At 72.7% G+C, this 15,261-nt stretch carries 14 protein-coding genes; 7 read left to right on the forward strand and 7 right to left on the reverse strand.

Annotated elements, in window-relative coordinates; all coding sequences use genetic code 11:
- Positions 1-104: 104 nt before the first annotated feature.
- The 4 genes from WMF28_RS34770 to WMF28_RS34785 all read right to left on the reverse strand — a co-directional run bounded on the left by WMF28_RS34770 (position 105) and on the right by WMF28_RS34785 (position 3,760).
- Complete coding sequence (locus tag WMF28_RS34770; RefSeq protein ID WP_437597825.1) at positions 105-1,763, reverse strand: DUF2254 family protein; 1,659 nt, start codon at positions 1,761-1,763, stop codon at positions 105-107.
- Between the two features lie 64 nt (positions 1,764-1,827).
- Positions 1,828-2,937, reverse strand: a complete 1,110-nt coding sequence (locus WMF28_RS34775; RefSeq protein WP_437597826.1) for a hypothetical protein — start codon at positions 2,935-2,937, stop codon at positions 1,828-1,830.
- A gap of 221 nt (positions 2,938-3,158) precedes the next feature.
- On the reverse strand, positions 3,159-3,503 hold the full coding sequence (locus WMF28_RS34780; protein ID WP_437597827.1) for a hypothetical protein: 345 nt from the start codon (positions 3,501-3,503) through the stop codon (positions 3,159-3,161).
- Positions 3,491-3,760, reverse strand: coding sequence for a hypothetical protein (locus WMF28_RS34785; protein WP_437597828.1), 270 nt, complete (start codon positions 3,758-3,760; stop codon positions 3,491-3,493). Before WMF28_RS34785 ends, WMF28_RS34780 begins: the two co-directional genes overlap by 13 nt.
- A 396-nt stretch (positions 3,761-4,156) precedes the next feature.
- Between WMF28_RS34785 and WMF28_RS34790 the strand changes: the two genes are divergently transcribed.
- The 3 genes from WMF28_RS34790 to WMF28_RS34800 all read left to right on the forward strand — a co-directional run bounded on the left by WMF28_RS34790 (position 4,157) and on the right by WMF28_RS34800 (position 7,595).
- Positions 4,157-5,044, forward strand: coding sequence for a tetratricopeptide repeat protein (locus tag WMF28_RS34790; RefSeq protein WP_437597829.1), 888 nt, complete (start codon positions 4,157-4,159; stop codon positions 5,042-5,044).
- Between the two features lie 61 nt (positions 5,045-5,105).
- The gene (locus tag WMF28_RS34795) at positions 5,106-6,524 is read left to right on the forward strand and encodes a protein-disulfide reductase DsbD family protein (RefSeq protein WP_437597830.1); all 1,419 of its coding nucleotides are present in this window, start codon (positions 5,106-5,108) and stop codon (positions 6,522-6,524) included.
- 75 nt (positions 6,525-6,599) lie between these two features.
- On the forward strand, positions 6,600-7,595 hold the full coding sequence (locus WMF28_RS34800) for a hypothetical protein (protein ID WP_437597831.1): 996 nt from the start codon (positions 6,600-6,602) through the stop codon (positions 7,593-7,595).
- A 9-nt stretch (positions 7,596-7,604) separates the two neighbouring features.
- Here the strand turns inward: WMF28_RS34800 and WMF28_RS34805 are convergent, their stop codons facing one another.
- The 3 genes from WMF28_RS34805 to ribF are packed head-to-tail and all read right to left on the reverse strand — an operon-like array spanning position 7,605 to position 11,837.
- Entirely contained in the window at positions 7,605-8,573 is a 969-nt protein-coding gene (locus WMF28_RS34805) for a hypothetical protein (protein WP_437597832.1), read from the reverse strand.
- 57 nt (positions 8,574-8,630) lie between these two features.
- Complete coding sequence (locus tag WMF28_RS34810) at positions 8,631-10,805, reverse strand: DUF4912 domain-containing protein (RefSeq protein WP_437597833.1); 2,175 nt, start codon at positions 10,803-10,805, stop codon at positions 8,631-8,633.
- Between the two features lie 30 nt (positions 10,806-10,835).
- Positions 10,836-11,837: a riboflavin biosynthesis protein RibF gene (gene ribF / locus WMF28_RS34815; RefSeq protein WP_437597834.1), complete on the reverse strand. Its 1,002-nt coding sequence runs from the start codon at positions 11,835-11,837 to the stop codon at positions 10,836-10,838.
- 146 nt (positions 11,838-11,983) lie between these two features.
- Here ribF and WMF28_RS34820 point away from each other — a divergent pair, with 146 nt between their 5' ends.
- The 4 genes from WMF28_RS34820 to rpsF all read left to right on the forward strand — a co-directional run bounded on the left by WMF28_RS34820 (position 11,984) and on the right by rpsF (position 15,259).
- Entirely contained in the window at positions 11,984-12,946 is a 963-nt protein-coding gene (locus WMF28_RS34820; RefSeq protein ID WP_437480630.1) for a ribose-phosphate pyrophosphokinase, read from the forward strand.
- Positions 12,947-13,113: 167 nt separating this feature from the next.
- Positions 13,114-13,791 (forward strand): 50S ribosomal protein L25/general stress protein Ctc, encoded by a 678-nt coding sequence (locus WMF28_RS34825; protein ID WP_437597835.1) that lies wholly within the window; start codon positions 13,114-13,116, stop codon positions 13,789-13,791.
- A 147-nt stretch (positions 13,792-13,938) separates the two neighbouring features.
- Positions 13,939-14,610, forward strand: a complete 672-nt coding sequence (gene pth, locus WMF28_RS34830) for an aminoacyl-tRNA hydrolase (protein ID WP_437597836.1) — start codon at positions 13,939-13,941, stop codon at positions 14,608-14,610.
- A gap of 112 nt (positions 14,611-14,722) precedes the next feature.
- Positions 14,723-15,259, forward strand: a complete 537-nt coding sequence (rpsF, locus tag WMF28_RS34835; protein WP_437597837.1) for a 30S ribosomal protein S6 — start codon at positions 14,723-14,725, stop codon at positions 15,257-15,259.
- Positions 15,260-15,261 lie beyond the last annotated feature (2 nt).

A 15,261-nucleotide genomic window follows, 5' to 3' on the forward strand; every position in this document is an offset into this window, starting at 1 on the left:
CGCCGCCCGCGCGCCGCAGGAATCATCGCGTCGATGCCCGGGGCGAATCCAGCCCGCGTGTACAGCGCCCCGGTCCACCCCCCGCGAGCGCGCCGGTCGCTCCATCACTCCTGCGTGTGCTCCTCGCGGATCGGCTCCCGCATGGTCGTCGCCGGGAACCACTCGAAGAAGCGGTGGATGAGCTGGCGCCGCTCGGGCTCGATGTACTCGAACACGGCGCCCCGGTCGTTGATCTCCCAGAACTCGTTGCTCGTCACGGCCAGGAGCTCGGCGCGGATCGAGCGCAGCCGGTCGGGCCGCTCGTCGCGCATGTCGCGGTAGATCTTCCGCGCGAGCGCCTCCTCGCCCTTCTGCAGGTAGTACGTGGCGAGCTTGACCTGCGCCTTGCGGACGCCGCGGAGCGACGGCTCCTGCTGGTCGAGCTCGGCCTCCTTGTCCACCTCGAGGAAGATCCGGAGCAGCTCGTCGCGGGCAGGTGCGTGGAGGTCGTACGCGCGCTCGTTGAGCACGCAGAGGTCGAACGCGACGGTCTCGGTGAGGAACGCGAGCCCCATCGCGTGCGCCGTCTGCGCGTAGTACTTGAAATACCGCGCGATATCGAGGACCTGATCCCCCCAGCCGGCCTTGAGCAGCTCCTCGGCGAGGTAGCGGTACTGGTTCAGGTTGTTGTAGGCCGCGGCGATGTCCTTCGCGTTGAGCGACCGGCGCATGTAGGTGTTGAAGAACTTCACGACGACCGCGACGGCCGCCCGGTCCCCCGCGGCGATGGCGGTCTGCCCGATGTAGCGCGTGTCGATCGCGATGCGCGTGATGAGGTCGGGCATCGCCGTGAGCGCCTCGCGGTAGACCATCAGGAACTGGCGGAGCGCCTTGTACTCGAGCCAGGTCCGCGTGGCCGAGAGCTTGCCGAGCGCCTCGGCGTTCATGCTCACGAAGTCGGTGTCCCTGGCGAGGCGGTCGCGGATCTGGAACCAGCGCGGATCGAGCGTCGCCTTGTGCGGCAGGTACGCGACGACGAGCTCCGACAGCGAGTCGACCGTCTTCGACGCGATCCCCTTGTCCTTCTGGTCGATCGCGTTGAGCGCCACGTCGGCGAGCTGCTCCAGCGACGAGAGCGCCGTCACCCGCCGCTCGTCGACCTCGCCCTCGCTCTCGCTGCCCGCGGGGCGCAGCGCCTGCTCGACGCCGCTCTTCTTGATCCGCCCGACCACGTTGTCGGGCTCGACGAAGTCGAACACGTACCCGAAGTAGGGCGCCATCATGAGCAGGCTCGCGGTGAGCAGCCCCATGGTGACGAGGACGCCGTACGACGGGACGAAGGCGTGCTCGGTCGAGCCGCCCCCGCCTTCGCGGATCGAGAAGTTGACCCACAGCGAGAACACCGCGCTGACGACGAAGAAGCCCATCACGAGCATGTTCGTCCGGTCGCGGAAGAACATCTCGGTGATCCGCGGCGTGTACCGGTTCGCGGCGAGCTGCACGATGATGGAGGCGACCGTGATGACGATGCCGAGGATGGCGGCGATGACCTCGCCGATGCCGCCCATGATGTGCTCGGCGTCGCCCGGCGACATGCGCACGAACACCTCCCAGAGCGGGAGGGGCTCGTTCCCGTCGCGCGCGATGTCGAGCAGGTAGACCGCCGACAGGGCCGCCATGCTGACGCCGAGGAGAGACGACATCGGCCGCAGCCAGACGCGGGCCACGGCCGCGCCGCCGCGGCGCCTCCCCTCGGCGTCCTCTGCGGTCCGATCCTGCGTCATGAGGTGATCGCCGCTCGATCCACGCGCCTTGCCCACGCGTTCGCCACGCCAGGCGGCCGCCCGGCTATTTCTTCTCCGGGGGGCTGTCGAGATCTTCCGCGAGGTAGCTGAGGATCACCTCGTCCAGCGACTTCTCGCTGATGAGATCCTCACCGAAGATCGACGCGCCCTCCGCCGGCCTGTTGGTGGCGAAGATGCTGGCCGGGCGCGAGGCCGCGTAGCGGCCGGAGCCGGGGCCGCCGGCGAAGTGCTCGACCGCGACCGGGGCCGCGGGCGGCGGCGAAGGGTGCTCCGGGTGGACGTTGCTGTAGACGCCGGCGCCCGAGGCCGCGGACTCCGCTCGCCGCCCGATCACCGACGCGGGCGGCGGCGGGAGGTCCTGGATCTGCTGGAAGAACGGCGTCTGCGCCTCGGCCGCGGCGCGCTCGAGGGCGTCGAGATCGAGATCGATGGACGGCTCGGATTTCTTGATCTCCGGGGGCGCCGTCGAGCGCACGGCCCTGCCGGCGAGCGGGCTGGCCGCGCGCCCGCCGCCGAGCCCCTGGAGCCCGACCGGATCGAGCTCGAGCCGCGGGCGCGCGCTGGCCGACGCGGGCGCCGGCTCGGACGCCGCGGAGCGCGCCGGCGGCGCGGCGGCAGGCGCGATCGCCGGCCTCGGGGGCGGCGCGGCGGGCCTCGGCGGCGGCGTGGGCGCGGCCGGCCTCGGGCTCGGGCGCGGCGCCACCTCGGACGCGAGGGGCGGCGCGATGGGCGACGCGAGGGGACGGGACGGCGGGGACGGCCTCGGCGCGCTGGGGACCTCGGGCGACGACGGGGCCGGCGGCCGCGTGGCCGCGCTCGGCTCGGGAGCGACGCGCGCCGCTGCGGGGGGGGCCGATACGGGCGGCGCGACGGTGTCGTCGAAGAGGTAGTCGAAGTGGCCGTCGCGCAGGGCGATGAACATCGCCTTGTGCTGCTCCTTCATCATGCCGCGCACCGTGTCCGCGAGCGTGGCCAGGCCGACGTGCTCCGCGTACGACGTCTTCGTGGTCTTGAGGATGCGCCCGCCGTCGGCGAAGAGGTGCGTGATGATGTGAGGATGGCGAATGCCCGAGTCCTCGGTCTGTATGTGGAACAACCGCCCCTTGTGCCGGACGTTGTTGTTGAAGCCGAGCAAGGGCGACGGGGCTTTCACGACAGGCAATCCGAGGGTGGGGAGGTCAGGAGATCGCGCCAGAGGGGAGCGCTCGCCACGGCCGAGACTATCACAGCACGGCGCGCCAGGAACGATTCGCAGCGCGCCGGCGTTCCTTCGCCCTCCTTTGCGTTGCTTCTGCGTTGCTTCAACCCCGGGGGCGCATGTCGGAGCCGGCCGCCCGCCTGGCGCCGCGCGCCTGGCGCCGCGCGCCGGTCGCGTCAGGGCAGGCAGCGCTCCAGGTCGTCCGCGCTGCCCGCCTTCAGGGCGCATGACACCTCCGCCTGCGTGAGGTCGGCCTCGCAGCGGACGAAGCCGCGCTCGCCTGCCGCCTTCCGCGCCATCGCCTGCCGCTCGGCCACGTCGGACGCGGCGGGCTCAGGCGCGGCCGCGCGCAGCACGAGCTCGACGTAGCGATCGAGGAGCGCGGCGCACGCCTCGGGGGACGGGCGCGCCGAGAGGCGGCGGAGCGCCGCGCGCCCGGCGACGACCCCGATCACGAGCAGCACGATCGCCAGCGTCGCGAGCACGTCGGCGCGCGTCGCGAGGCGCGTCATTCCAGGCATCGATCGACCTGCTCCGGGGTCGTCGCCTGCCGGACGCACGCCATGGCGCCGTCGGTGATGCTCCGCCCGACGCACCTGTCGATGAGCTCCTTGCCGCGGGCGTCCCGCACCGCGGCCGTGCGCTCCTCGACGACCTTCGGATCGACGACGTTCTGGGCCCGGAGCTCGATCTCGGCGCTCCGCTTGAAGATGGCCTCGCACTCGTCGCGGCTCGCCGGGTGCCCGCACCCGGCCGCGAACGACGCGGCGCCGAGCAAGGCAAGACACGACGCGAGCCGGAGGACCCGGCCCCGACCCGGACAGCCGGCGACCGTGGAGACGGAATCCCGCCTCCGCTGAAGGGAAGTTGAGCCAGGGCGGCGACGCATGGCCGCGACGATGGCCCCACGTCCGGTGGGGCGCAACCAGGTCCAGCGACTGGCCTGAAACCGGCGGCTGGCGGGGGTGGCCCTGTGGGCCCCGGTGCGATTCCCATGAAGGCGGCAAGCATTTAAAATCATTGATATTTTCTTCCAGCCTCCCGCCTCCATGTCCAGATCCGGCCACCCCCCGCTGGCCGCCTGAAACCGGGCCGAGCGCCGGTCCGGCCCGAGTCAAGATGGAAAGCTCGCGTATTGCTGGAACGCGTGTGCAGGTCTGTTAGGATTGCTTTTGTGCGCAAGGCGAGCGAGCACGGTGACAGCGTGGACGGCGCTCGATCCGTCCGTACGGGCTCCAGGGGGCGCCGCACGAAGTCGACGGCGACGACCGTTGCGGGCAGCGGGGGGGACGCTCCACGAGAGAAGCGGGCCGGCAATGCGCCGCGCCGGCGCGCGCCGCCGCCGGCGCTGACCTCGGAGGAGATGCTGCGGCGCGCGCTGGGCGCGGAGACGCCGCGCTCCCGGGCGCTCTGGGCGCGGCGGGGCCTGTCGCTCCGGGGGCCGCTCGACCGGACGACGCAGGCGATGCTGCTGCGGCAGCTCTACCTCGCCTATTTCGAGACACGCCGCTTCGAGCGGGCGGCCGAGGTGGCGGATCAGGTCCTGGCGCTCGGCGTGCTGCGCGACGTCGCCCACCAGGACGCGGCGCGGGCGAAGCAGGCGCTCGGCGACATCGAGGGGGCGGTGGGGCACCTGCGGCTGGCGGCGCGCACGGGGCCGGCGAGCCGGAGGGCGTTCCACTGGTGGACGCTGGGCAGCGTGTACCACCTGGCGCGCCGGTACGACGAGGCGATCGGCGCGCTCACGCGCGCGGCGCGCTGGGGCACGCGGGAAAAACCGCTCTACCAGGGGCACCTCGCCGTCGTGCAGTGCGAGAGCGGCGAGACGGTGGAGGGGCTCGGCACGCTGATCGACCGGCTCTCGGCGGTGCCGGCGGGCCAGGGGTACGGCCGGTTCGTGCTCGGGCAGATGGCTTATTTCGACCGTCGCTGGGGCGAGGCCAAGAAATACCTGGAAGCTTTCGTGCAGCGGAGCACCTCGGGGAGGGCCGCGGTCGCGATCGCGCTCGGCGGGGAGATCGAGGCCGCGCGCCGGACGCTGGGGTCCCTCCCGGAGCGCTGAGGCCGGCCTGAACGGACGGCGGCGCGCCGCACGACCGCGATCGCTTTGCTATAGAACCTCTGTGAAGACCGCTTCGACTCGTTTCAAGGGGAACGCCGGCGCTGTCCCGGCGGATCGTGAGCGCGGCGGGGCCGGCGCGCTCGGGCGCGCGCTGGCGGCGCTCGCCGCGCTCTCGGTGCTCGCGTTCCCGGCGCTCGCCGCGGCCGGGGATCAGCCGGATCTGTTCACCCGCGGTCTCCAGGCGGGGCCGCTCTTCGCGGGGCTCGCCGCGCTCGCGGGCGGCCTGCTCACGTGCCTCACGCCCTGCGTGTACCCGATGATCGCGATCACCGTGAGCATCTTCGGGGCGCGGGAGGCGAAGTCCCGCCGCGAGGCGATGCTGCTCTCGACGAGCTTCGTGCTCGGGATCGTCGTGCTCTTCACGACGATGCTCGTGGTCGCGGCGCTCACGGGCAGCCTGTTCGGGAGCGTGCTCTCGAACCGGTGGGTCATCGTGGGCATCGCGGGGGTGTTCATCGCGCTCTCGCTCTCCATGTTCGGCGCGTTCGACATGACGCTGCCCGACACCCTGATGCAGCGGCTCTCGCAGGTCGGCGGCATCGGCTACGGCGGCGCGTTCCTGCTCGGGCTGGTGAGCGGCCTGGTCGCGGCGCCGTGCACCGGGCCTGTCCTCACCGGCATCATCCTCTGGATCGGGCAGACCCAGAGCATCGGCCTCGGCGCGCTGGTCGGCGCCGCCTTCTCCATCGGGCTCGGCCTGCCGTTCTGGCTCGTCGGCGCGTTCGCCGTCGCGCTGCCGAAGGGGGGCAAGTGGATGCTCGGGGTGAAGTCGTTCTTCGGGATCGTGATGCTGATCGTCGCGCTCTATTTCCTGAAGACGACGTTCCCGGCGCTGTCGTCGCTCGCGCAGCCCACGCCGGTGTTCATGGCCGTCATGGCGGGCCTTGTCGTGGTCGGCCTCGTGCTCGGCGCCGTGCACCTCTCCTGGGACGACGGCGGCTCCGGGGTGAAGGCGCGCAAGGGGCTCGGGATCGCGCTCACGGTGACCTGCGGCTTCCTGCTCGTCGCGAGCCTGGATCTGCCGCGGCTCGCCTCGCCCGTCCCGTCGGCGGTGGCCGGCGAGGCCGCGCCGCGGCAGCTCACGTGGCTGCACGAGGAGCCGGCGGCCGTCTCGAAGGCGCGGGCGGAAAAGCGCCCGTTGCTCGTGGACTTCACCGCGGAGTGGTGCGGCGCCTGCAAGCAGCTCGACAAGGAGACCTTCTCGGATCCCCGCGTCATGGCCAAGGCGGCGCACTTCGTCGCGGTGAAGGTCGACGCGACGGACGACGAGGATCCGCAGATCGACGCGGTGAAGGGCAAGTACAGGGTCGTGGGCCTGCCCACGGTGGTGATCTACGACTCGACCGGGGCCGAGCGGAAGCGCTTCAACGACTTCGTCGGCCCGGAGGTCTTCCTGGCGGCGCTCGAGGGCATCCAGTAGCGCCGCACCTGCGGTGGTGCTGTCATCTGCCCAGAGAGGTTTCACATGAAGGCGGGAAGGCGGGAAGAAAGGTCAATGATCTTCCCGCCTTCCCGCCTTCATGTGCATTACTCCGGGGCCAATCGGGTCGCCACGACCCTGCGCCCCTTCCTGCTCGCCGCCCTCGCGCTCTGCTTCGTGGTCATCGCCGGCTGCGGCGCTCCTCCGGGACCGACCACCGGGACCGTGGTGATCGGGGTGACGAGCGAGCTGCGCGCCGGGGTCGAGCTCGATCGGATGCGCGTGGCCCTGCGCGCCGGCGGCGAGCTGCTCCGCGAGGACGAGCTGGCGCAGAACAGCGGGCAGCTGTTCTTCCCCAGGGAGTTCTTCTTCAGCGATCTCGAGGACGGGACGGCGGTGGAGATCTCCCTGGAGGCGTTCGGGGCGGAGGACGCGGAGCGGCCGCTGCTCGTCCGCACCGCGTCGACCCGGGTGATCGGCGGCCGCACGCTGCTGCTCCCCGTGCGCCTCGAGCGGGAGTGCGCCGTCGCGCCCGGGGATCCCACGTGCCCGGCGCCGCAGACCTGCGTGGCCGGCGGCTGCAGCGTCCCCGACGTGGATCCCCGGCGGCTCGAGCCGTACAGCGCCTCGTGGAACGCGGACGCCGAGCCGGACGCCTGCAAGCCGTCCGGCGGGGGAGCGCCGGTCGTCGCCGTCGGCGAGGGGCAGGCCGACTACTTCGCGCTCGAGGATCTCGACGAGGTCCAGGTGGAAGCGGGACCGCAGGGCGGGTTCCACATCTTCGTCGCCATCCGGCTCAAGAACCTCCGGCGGTCCGGCTCGATCACGGTGGTGAACGGCGTCGTGCCCGAGCTCGGGTACGCGATCGAGCCGCTCAAGGTCATCTTCACCCTGGATCAGGACGAGGGTGGCTTCTGCAAGCTCGCCGGGCTGCGGTTCCGACTGGACGGGGAGCGGACGATCGACGAGCTGCTCGGGAAGGTCGTGGACGTCGAGGTGAGCGTCACCGATACCGACGGGGACACCGGGACCGGCAGGCGCAAGGTGACGCTCTCGCAGACCCTCCTGTGACGCGCGGCCTCACTTGCGCGCGGCGCGCCAGCGGGTCATCGAGCCGCCTGTGAGCAGGTCGAGGGACGCCTCGGCCTCGATCGCCGCGAGCGTGGCGGCGCGGTGCTCCTCGGGGCTCCGGCCCGGGTCGGCCGAGAGCGCGACGGCGCGCTGCCAGGCGAAGAGCAGCTCGAGCACGCGCGCCGTGAGCTTCGCCTGCAGCTCGGCGCGCTCGCGGCGGAGGCGCTCCAGGGCGATCTCCTCGTCGGCGAAGAGCAGGCGATCGAGCCGCCAGGTCGCGCGCGCTTCGAGCCAGAGGCTCATGCCGCCGGAGGCGGTCCTCCGCGCCGGATCGTACTCGGTGGGGGCCAGCTTCTCCGCCTCGTCGATCAGGCGCGAGACGCGGAGGCGGAGCTCCGGGAGCAGCGACGACGTCCGGGCGCGCGACGCGATGGCGTCGATGCGCGCCTCGGGATCGAGGAGGCGCGACTGCCGCAGCGCCGCCTCGACGATGGCGCGGGCCATGGCCGGCGTGACCCGGACCGGCAGCGGGAGCGGCGGCTCGACCCCGGCAGGCGGCGCGGCGGGAGGTGCCTCCGGGAGCGCGGGCGCCGGCGCCGCGCGGGGCGGGCTCGGAGGGGCAGGTTTCAGCCGAGGCGCTTCGGGTTCGGCGATGGCGGAGGGAGGGGGCGCGCCGGGGCGCTCGGACAGCCGCTCGAGGGGGATGCTCGCGAGCAGCATGCCGCTGACGGAGCGCTCGCCGCCGTCGAGCCGAGCCAGGCCGAGCTGGAGCGAGACCGAGAGCGGTTGCGCGCGTCCCGGGGACGGAGCCCAGAGCTCGTGGGGCGCGGCGTCGAGGCGGTCCACGCGCGGGTCGAACGCCGTGGGCTCATCGTCGGAGGGGAGCTCGGCGCGCGCGGCTGGCGCGGATAGGGCGCAGGCGAGCGCGCCGAGGAGGAAGAGAGCGGAGCTGGCGATGGATCGGTGGTTCGTTTGCACCCGAGCTGGGTCGACCACCGCGCGCCGCCAGTTGCGTGAGCCGGTCGTCCGGCTCGCTCAGCGGTTCCCCGAAGGCGGGCGCGCCCGGGTGGCGAAGCTTCGCCAGAGCTGGGTTCCGCCGCCGAGGGACCGAGCCCGGAGCGCCTCGCTGGCGTGGGGCTGACCGCTGGGCCCTGGTCCCGTACGCCGGAGCGCCTCGCTGGCGTGGGGCTGACCGCTGGGCCCTGGTCCGGCGCGCCGGAGCGCCTCGCTGGCGTGGGGCTGACCGCTGGACCCCGGCCCGGCGCCCCGGCCGCCCCCCCGGACAAGGTCGCTCGACCCGCCGCGGGTCGCCGCGACCGCCTGCGCGAGCGCCTCCGGGGTCGGCACCGTTCCCGAGGGGAAGCGGGGCGGCCCTTCGCTCGACGGACCGCGGGTCGCCGCGACCGCCTGCGCGAGCGCCTCCGGGGTCGGCGCCGTTCCCGTCGGGAAGCGGGCGGGCCCTTCGCTCGGCGAGACGAGCGCCGGTGCCGCAGGGATCGCTGCGCTGGGGCCGGGCGTGACCACATCGGGAGCGGGGCCGCCGGGCGGGGCCGGTGCGGCAACGCCAGGAGCGGTCTCGCTGCTCGACATGGGCGCGGGGGCCGCCGTGGCGTCGCTGCTCGCGGCCGGTACGGCACCTTCCGCAGCAGCGTCACGGCCCGCGGCCGGTACGGCACCTTCCGCAGCAGCGTCACGGCCCGCGGCCGGCGCGGCAGCCTGCGTGGCGACATCGCTGCCGCCGGCGGGCGCCGCCGCGGCCGCCCCGGTGTCCGCGCTGCTGCGCGCGGCCGGCGCGCTCGGCGCCGGTGGAGGCGCGGTCAGGGAATCCGCGCTCGCAGCCTGCGTCGCGGCGGCGGGTCCCCCAGCCTGATCGCTCGCACCTGAAGTTGGCGGCGACGCTCCGGACACGTCGAGCGTGCCGGACGCCGGGGACGGCGCATCGCCGGCGGCGCCCTCGAGGCGCGGCTGCGCGTCGATCGTCGGTGCGGTGGGGCCGTCCGCCGGGATCTCGTCCTGGAGCGCCGCCTGTGCGGAAGCTTCGGGCTCCGGCGGACGCGATCTCGGCGCGACCGGCAACGGGCGTGGCGCAGCGACCTCGAGGCCCACCGCAAAGGGCTCGAACACGTCGCCGTCGAGCCAGCCCGTGCACATCCGGAGGTGCGCGCCGGCCGGGATGTCGCGCACGAACATGTCGCCGAAGAGCGCGTCGATGGCGAGATCCCGCTGCGCGACCACCGGCCGCTCCCAGCTCGGGAGCACCGCGACCACGCGGATCACGAGCTGGCCTTCCGCGCGACGAGCGCGCGCCCGCGCGAGCGTCCGGGGACGCACCTCCCAGTAGACGTAGAGCGTCTCCGGATCGACCGCGAGGCCGACGACCTCGTCGACGTTGTACCGCGCGGGCAGCTCCGCGCGCTCGTCCTGCAAGGCCGCAGCCAGGCCGAGGGCCGCGCCCGCGGCGACGCCTTCCGCGATCGCCGCCGGCGCAGGAGCATCCGCTGGCGAGGGATCGCGCGGCGGGTGCGCCGGGGCGGGGTCGGAAGCTACGGAGACGGGCTCGGGCTGCCGATCCTGCTCGCCCGGGATGGGGGGCTCGATCGGCTCGCTCGAGCCGGCGTCCCCCGCCGCAGGAGCGCCCGCGGCTTCGACGCCAGCGTCCTTCGCGGCCTCGGTGTCTGCGCCGGCGTCCTCCTCCTCCGCGTACTCCTCCTCCGGGTCCTCCTCCGCGCCTCGCGCTTCCGCGCCCTCTCCCTGCGCGCGCTGCGCCTTCTCGAGCAGCCGCTCCCGGAGCCGCCGCGCCTCCTCGTGCTCCGGCTCGCGCGCGAGGAGCTCGTCGAGCACGGCGATGGCGCGATCCGTATGCCCCTGGGACGCGTAGATCTCCGCAAGCGTCGTGGTGGCCCGCGGCCGCGGCGGGGGCGGCGGCCACTGCTCCGGCGGGGCCTCGCCGCGCAGCGCGCGCGCGGTCTCCGGCATGTGCAGGCCGCGCTCGACCACGCGCGAGAGCAGATCGCGCGCCCGCCCGAGGAAGCCGCGCAGGCGGGCCCGCTCCGGCTCGCCCTGCGCGGAGCGCGCCAGGATCTCGTCGACGAGCTCGGCCTTCGTGAGCACGCGCGGCCGCGGCACCCCGAGCCCCTCGGCGCGCGCTATCAGCTCCTCCCGCGTCAGCCCGTCGAGCTCCCGGCGCTCCATCGCCGTGGACGCTACCACATCCTGCGCTCGCCCACGTCGCGGGGCCGCTCAGCGAAAGGCGCCCTCCGCCGCCGGATCCTCGGCGAGCGGCGCGAGCCGCGCGCGCGCAGCCTCGGCGTCGCGCGCGATCTGCGCCTTGAGCTCCGGCAGGCCCGAGAACCGCCGCTCCTCGCGCAGCCGGGCGATCAGGTGCACCCGCAGCGCCGCGCCGTAGAGATCCTCGTCGATGTCGAAGAGGTGCACCTCGAGGTTCGGCCGCGCCTGCCTCGACGGCTCGACCGTCGGCCGGACGCCGAGGTTCGCCACGCCGCGGGCGAGCGCGATCGCCCGGCCCGACGGCGTCACCCGATCGACGAGCGTCGCGTAGACGCCGAACGGCGGGAGCGCCTCCTCGATCTCGTCGAGGTTGCAGGTGGGGAAGCCGATCGTCCGGCCCCGCCGGGCCCCCTGCGCGACGACGCCGGACAGCATGTGCGGGCGCGACAGCATCCGCTCGGCCGACTCGAGATCCCCGCGCGCGAGGGCCGCGCGGACGCGGGTGCTCGACCACGCCCCCTCGGCGTCGCCGACGAGCGGGTGCGATCGCGTCTCGAAGCCGAGATCCTCGCCGAGGCGGCCGAGCGTCGTGAAGTCCCCGGCGCGCCCGTGGCCGAACCGGAAGTTCGCGCCGACCAGGACGACGCGCGCGGCGAGCCGATCGAGCAGCACGCGCCGCACGAACTCCTCCGGCGTCTGGGCCGCGAACGCGCGGTCGAACGTCACCACCTCCACCCGGATCGCCGGCCGCACGCGGCGGATGAGCTCGATCTTGCGCGGCAGCGCCGTCAGCGTCGGCGGCGGGGTGCGGCCAAGGACGCTCGCCGGATGCGGCGCGAACGTGAGCGCCACGGGATCGAGCCCCCGCCGCTCGGCGTCCAGCGCCGCGTCGGCGAGCAGCGCCTGGTGCCCCCGGTGGACGCCGTCGAAGTTGCCGATGATGACGAGGCTGCCCCGCGGCCCGACCGCGGCGCGCCCATCCTGCCCGCCTGCGGCGGCAGCAAAATACTCCACAGCCGCTACCTAACCCGAAGCAGCGCCGAACGAAAAGCCGGCGGATAGGGGAGTCGCCCGGCACGATACGCCTGTCCAGCCAAGCGTCCGATGTACAGAGTCGCTTGACGTGTCCATGCCCGACTGATAGAGCCGCGCTCCCGTAAATGGGCTGGAGGCGCGCCGTGTTTAAGAGAGTCAGTATCTTCTCCGGCAACGCCAATTTCGCGCTCACCCAGGAAATTTGTCAGGTTCTGGAGCAACCGATGGGGAAGTCGCGCGTATCGCGCTTCTCCGACGGGGAGACGTTCTGCGTCATCCAGGAGAACGTCCGAGGCGTCGACACCTACGTCGTGCAGCCCACCTGCTCGCCGGTGAACGACAGCGTGATGGAGCTCCTGATCATGGTCGACGCGCTCCGCCGCGCCTCGGCCGGCTCGATCACGGCGGTCATCCCTTACTATGGCTATGCCCGGCAGGACCGGAAGGTCGCGCCGAGGACGCCGATCACGTCGAAGCTTGTCGCCGACCTCATCGTCGCCGCCGGGGTGAACCGGATCGTCGCGCTCGACCTGCACGCCGGGCAGATCCAGGGCTTCTTCAACATCCCGTTCGACCACCTGTACGCGATGCCGGCGCTGCTCGAGCATCACCTCCGCGAGCACTACGGCAAGGACGTGGTCATCGTCTCGCCGGACGCCGGCGGCGTGGAGCGGGCCCGCGCCTACTCGAAGCGCCTCCAGGGCACGCTCGCCATCATCGACAAGCGCCGCGAGCGAGCGAACGAGAGCGAGGTCATGAACATCATCGGCGAGGTGTCCGGCAAGCACTGCCTCATCCTCGACGACCTCATCGACACCGCCGGCACCCTGGTGAACGCCGCCAACGCCCTGATCAAGCAGGGCGCCAGGAGCGTCGCCGCCTGCGCGACGCACCCGGTCCTGTCGGGTCCGGCGGTCGAGCGCATCAAGGACTCCCCCCTCACCGAGGTCGTGGTGACGAACTCGATCCCGCTCTCGGACGAGGCGAGGGCCTCCGGTAAATTCAAGGTCGTCTCGGTGGCGCGGCTGCTCGCCGAGGCGATCCGCCGCATCCACCACTCGGACTCGGTGAGCTCGCTCTTCGTCTGACCGGCGGCGGGGCGCGCGGGCGCCCCTGTCGCCCCGCGCTCACGCAACAAAATGCGTCGCCCGGCGACGAAGGCTCGACTTTCTCTTCTTCGTTTTGCTATAGCGCCGCACCCTACGCCGGAGTGGACCGCACCGCGGGCCTCCGGAACACTTCTGGAGCCGTCGTCATGGAGATCATCAAGCTCAACGCCACGAGGCGCGAGGATAGCGGCAAGAGCGCGTCGAGCCGCCTGCGCCGCGCCGGACAGATTCCCGCCATCGCCTACGGGCGCGAGCTCGCGCCGCAGTCGGTCGCCGTCTCGCCGAAGGCGCTCCTTCAGGTGCTCGGCTCCGACCACGGCAAGAACTCCGTGGTCGAGCTCGCCATCGAGAACGGCGAGACGCTCACCGTCATGGTGCGCGACTACGACTACCACCCGATCTCACGGGAGCTCGTCCACGCCGACTTCATCCAGGTGAAGCTCGATCAGCCCGTCGACGTGCAGATCCCCTTCCGCTGCGTGGGCAAGCCGAAGGGCGTCGTCACCGGCGGCATCCTCCAGCAGATTTTCCGCACGATCCCGGTGCGGTGCCTGCCCGAGAAGATCCCGTCGTTCATCGAGATCGACGTGACCGAGCTCGACATGGGCGAGTCGTACAAGGCCAGCGGGCTGAAGCTGCCCGAGGGCGTGAAGGCCCTGCTCGCGGACGAACAGACGATCGCGGTCGTCAACGCGCCCGAGAAGGCCGGCGCCGAGGAAGAGGCGAAGCCCGCTGCCGGCGCGCCGGCGGCGGCCGCTGCTCCGGCCGGCGCCGCGGCCGCTCCCGCGAAGGGCGGCGCTGGCGACAAGAAGGACAAGAAGTAGCCCCGGCGCGGGAGCGGGCCGCCCCTCGCCTCGGCACCACGAGGCGCGCGCGGCCCGCCCTGCCCTGCGCTCCGTCCCCGCGCGTCGCCGCCGGCTCGGCTGGCCCGGCCTGCTCCGATTCCAGGGACTCAGCAGAACCCGCTCGTCATGCTGCTCGTGGTCGGCCTGGGAAATCCGGGCAAGGAATACGCCGCTCACCGGCACAACGTCGGCTTCATGGCCATCGACGCGCTGGCCGACGAGGTCCGGGCCGATCCGTTCCGCGAGAAGTTCTCGGGCGTGCACGCGAAGGCGGAGATCGCCGGGCAGCCGGCGATCCTGCTCAAGCCGATGACCTTCATGAACGAGTCGGGGCGCAGCGTGCAGCCGGCGATGGCCTTCTTCAAGGTCGAGCCGTCCTCGCTGATCGTGCTCCACGACGAGCTCGATCTGCCCTTCGGCGCGGTTCGCCTGAAGGTCGGCGGCGGGCACGCGGGACACAACGGGCTGCGCTCGATCATCTCGCACTGCGGCACCGGCAACTTCGGGCGCGTCCGCCTCGGCATCGGGCGGCCGCCGGCGGGCTACCGGGGCGAGGTCGCGGACTACGTGCTGTCGGGGTTCGACGCCGTCGAGCGCGCGGGCCTGCCCGACGGCTTGAAGCAAGCCGTCCAAAGTGTGCTAGAAGTCGCCGCCCGCGGCTTCGACGCCGCGATGAACGTTCGAAATACCCGGCCCAAGCCGGGCAAGAGGCAGAAGGGCGAAGGGGACGGGTCGACAGATCCAGCCCCTGCCGCAAAGGGAGAGAGGGATCCCCTCCCCCCGACGCAGAAGCCCTGATCCTCGACGGAGACAGCTTGCCGAGCTCGCCGGTGCGTCGCTCGACAAGCTGCTCCTTTCCTCGCTCCGGGGCGTCGCCCCGGGGCCACAGGCCGAGAGGGAAGACCGAAGAATGAGCCGACAGGTAACGGCGCCCGGGCGCGCCAGAGAGTACGAGACCATCTACATCCTGCGACCCGACATCGACGCCGACGGCGCCGAGAAGATCGGGTCGCGCCTCGCCGAGGTCGTCGGACGCGAGTCCGGCCGGCTGACCAAGGTCGAGACGTGGGGGCGCCGCCGCCTCGCGTACGACATCGCCAAGCACCGCCGCGGCGTGTACGTGTACCTGAAGTACCTCGGGGGCGGGAAGGTCGTCTCCGAGATCGAGCGCAACCTGCGCCTCTTCGACGGCGTGCTGAAGTACCAGACGGTGCTCGTGCGCAACGACGTCGAGGCCCAGGACGTCACGATCGCCGACGAGGACGTGAAGTTCGAGCGCCTCGAGCTCACGCCGCTCGAGGACGACCGCGACGATTCGCGCGAGCGTCAGCTCGGCCTGATCGAGCCGGAGCGCCGCATCGACCGGAGCTCCGAGGCGGCCCCGCCGGACGTCGACGAGGCTGAAGAGACCGAGACGGAAGGCGCCGCCGACGAGGAGGAGAGCTGAGC

The organism is Sorangium sp. So ce590, from assembly GCF_051521365.1.
Lineage (GTDB): Bacteria > Myxococcota_A > Polyangia > Polyangiales > Polyangiaceae > Sorangium.

Coding starts and splice junctions, on each gene's coding strand:
- WMF28_RS34770 (WP_437597825.1), bottom strand. CDS start 1,763: ATGACGCAGGATCGGACCGCAGAGGACGCCGAGGGGAGGCGCCGCGGC.
- WMF28_RS34780 (WP_437597827.1), bottom strand. CDS start 3,503: ATGCCTGGAATGACGCGCCTCGCGACGCGCGCCGACGTGCTCGCGACG.
- WMF28_RS34800 (WP_437597831.1), top strand. CDS start 6,600: ATGATCTTCCCGCCTTCCCGCCTTCATGTGCATTACTCCGGGGCCAAT.
- WMF28_RS34820 (WP_437480630.1), top strand. CDS start 11,984: ATGGGCTGGAGGCGCGCCGTGTTTAAGAGAGTCAGTATCTTCTCCGGC.
- WMF28_RS34825 (WP_437597835.1), top strand. CDS start 13,114: ATGGAGATCATCAAGCTCAACGCCACGAGGCGCGAGGATAGCGGCAAG.
- pth (WP_437597836.1), top strand. CDS start 13,939: ATGCTGCTCGTGGTCGGCCTGGGAAATCCGGGCAAGGAATACGCCGCT.
- rpsF (WP_437597837.1), top strand. CDS start 14,723: ATGAGCCGACAGGTAACGGCGCCCGGGCGCGCCAGAGAGTACGAGACC.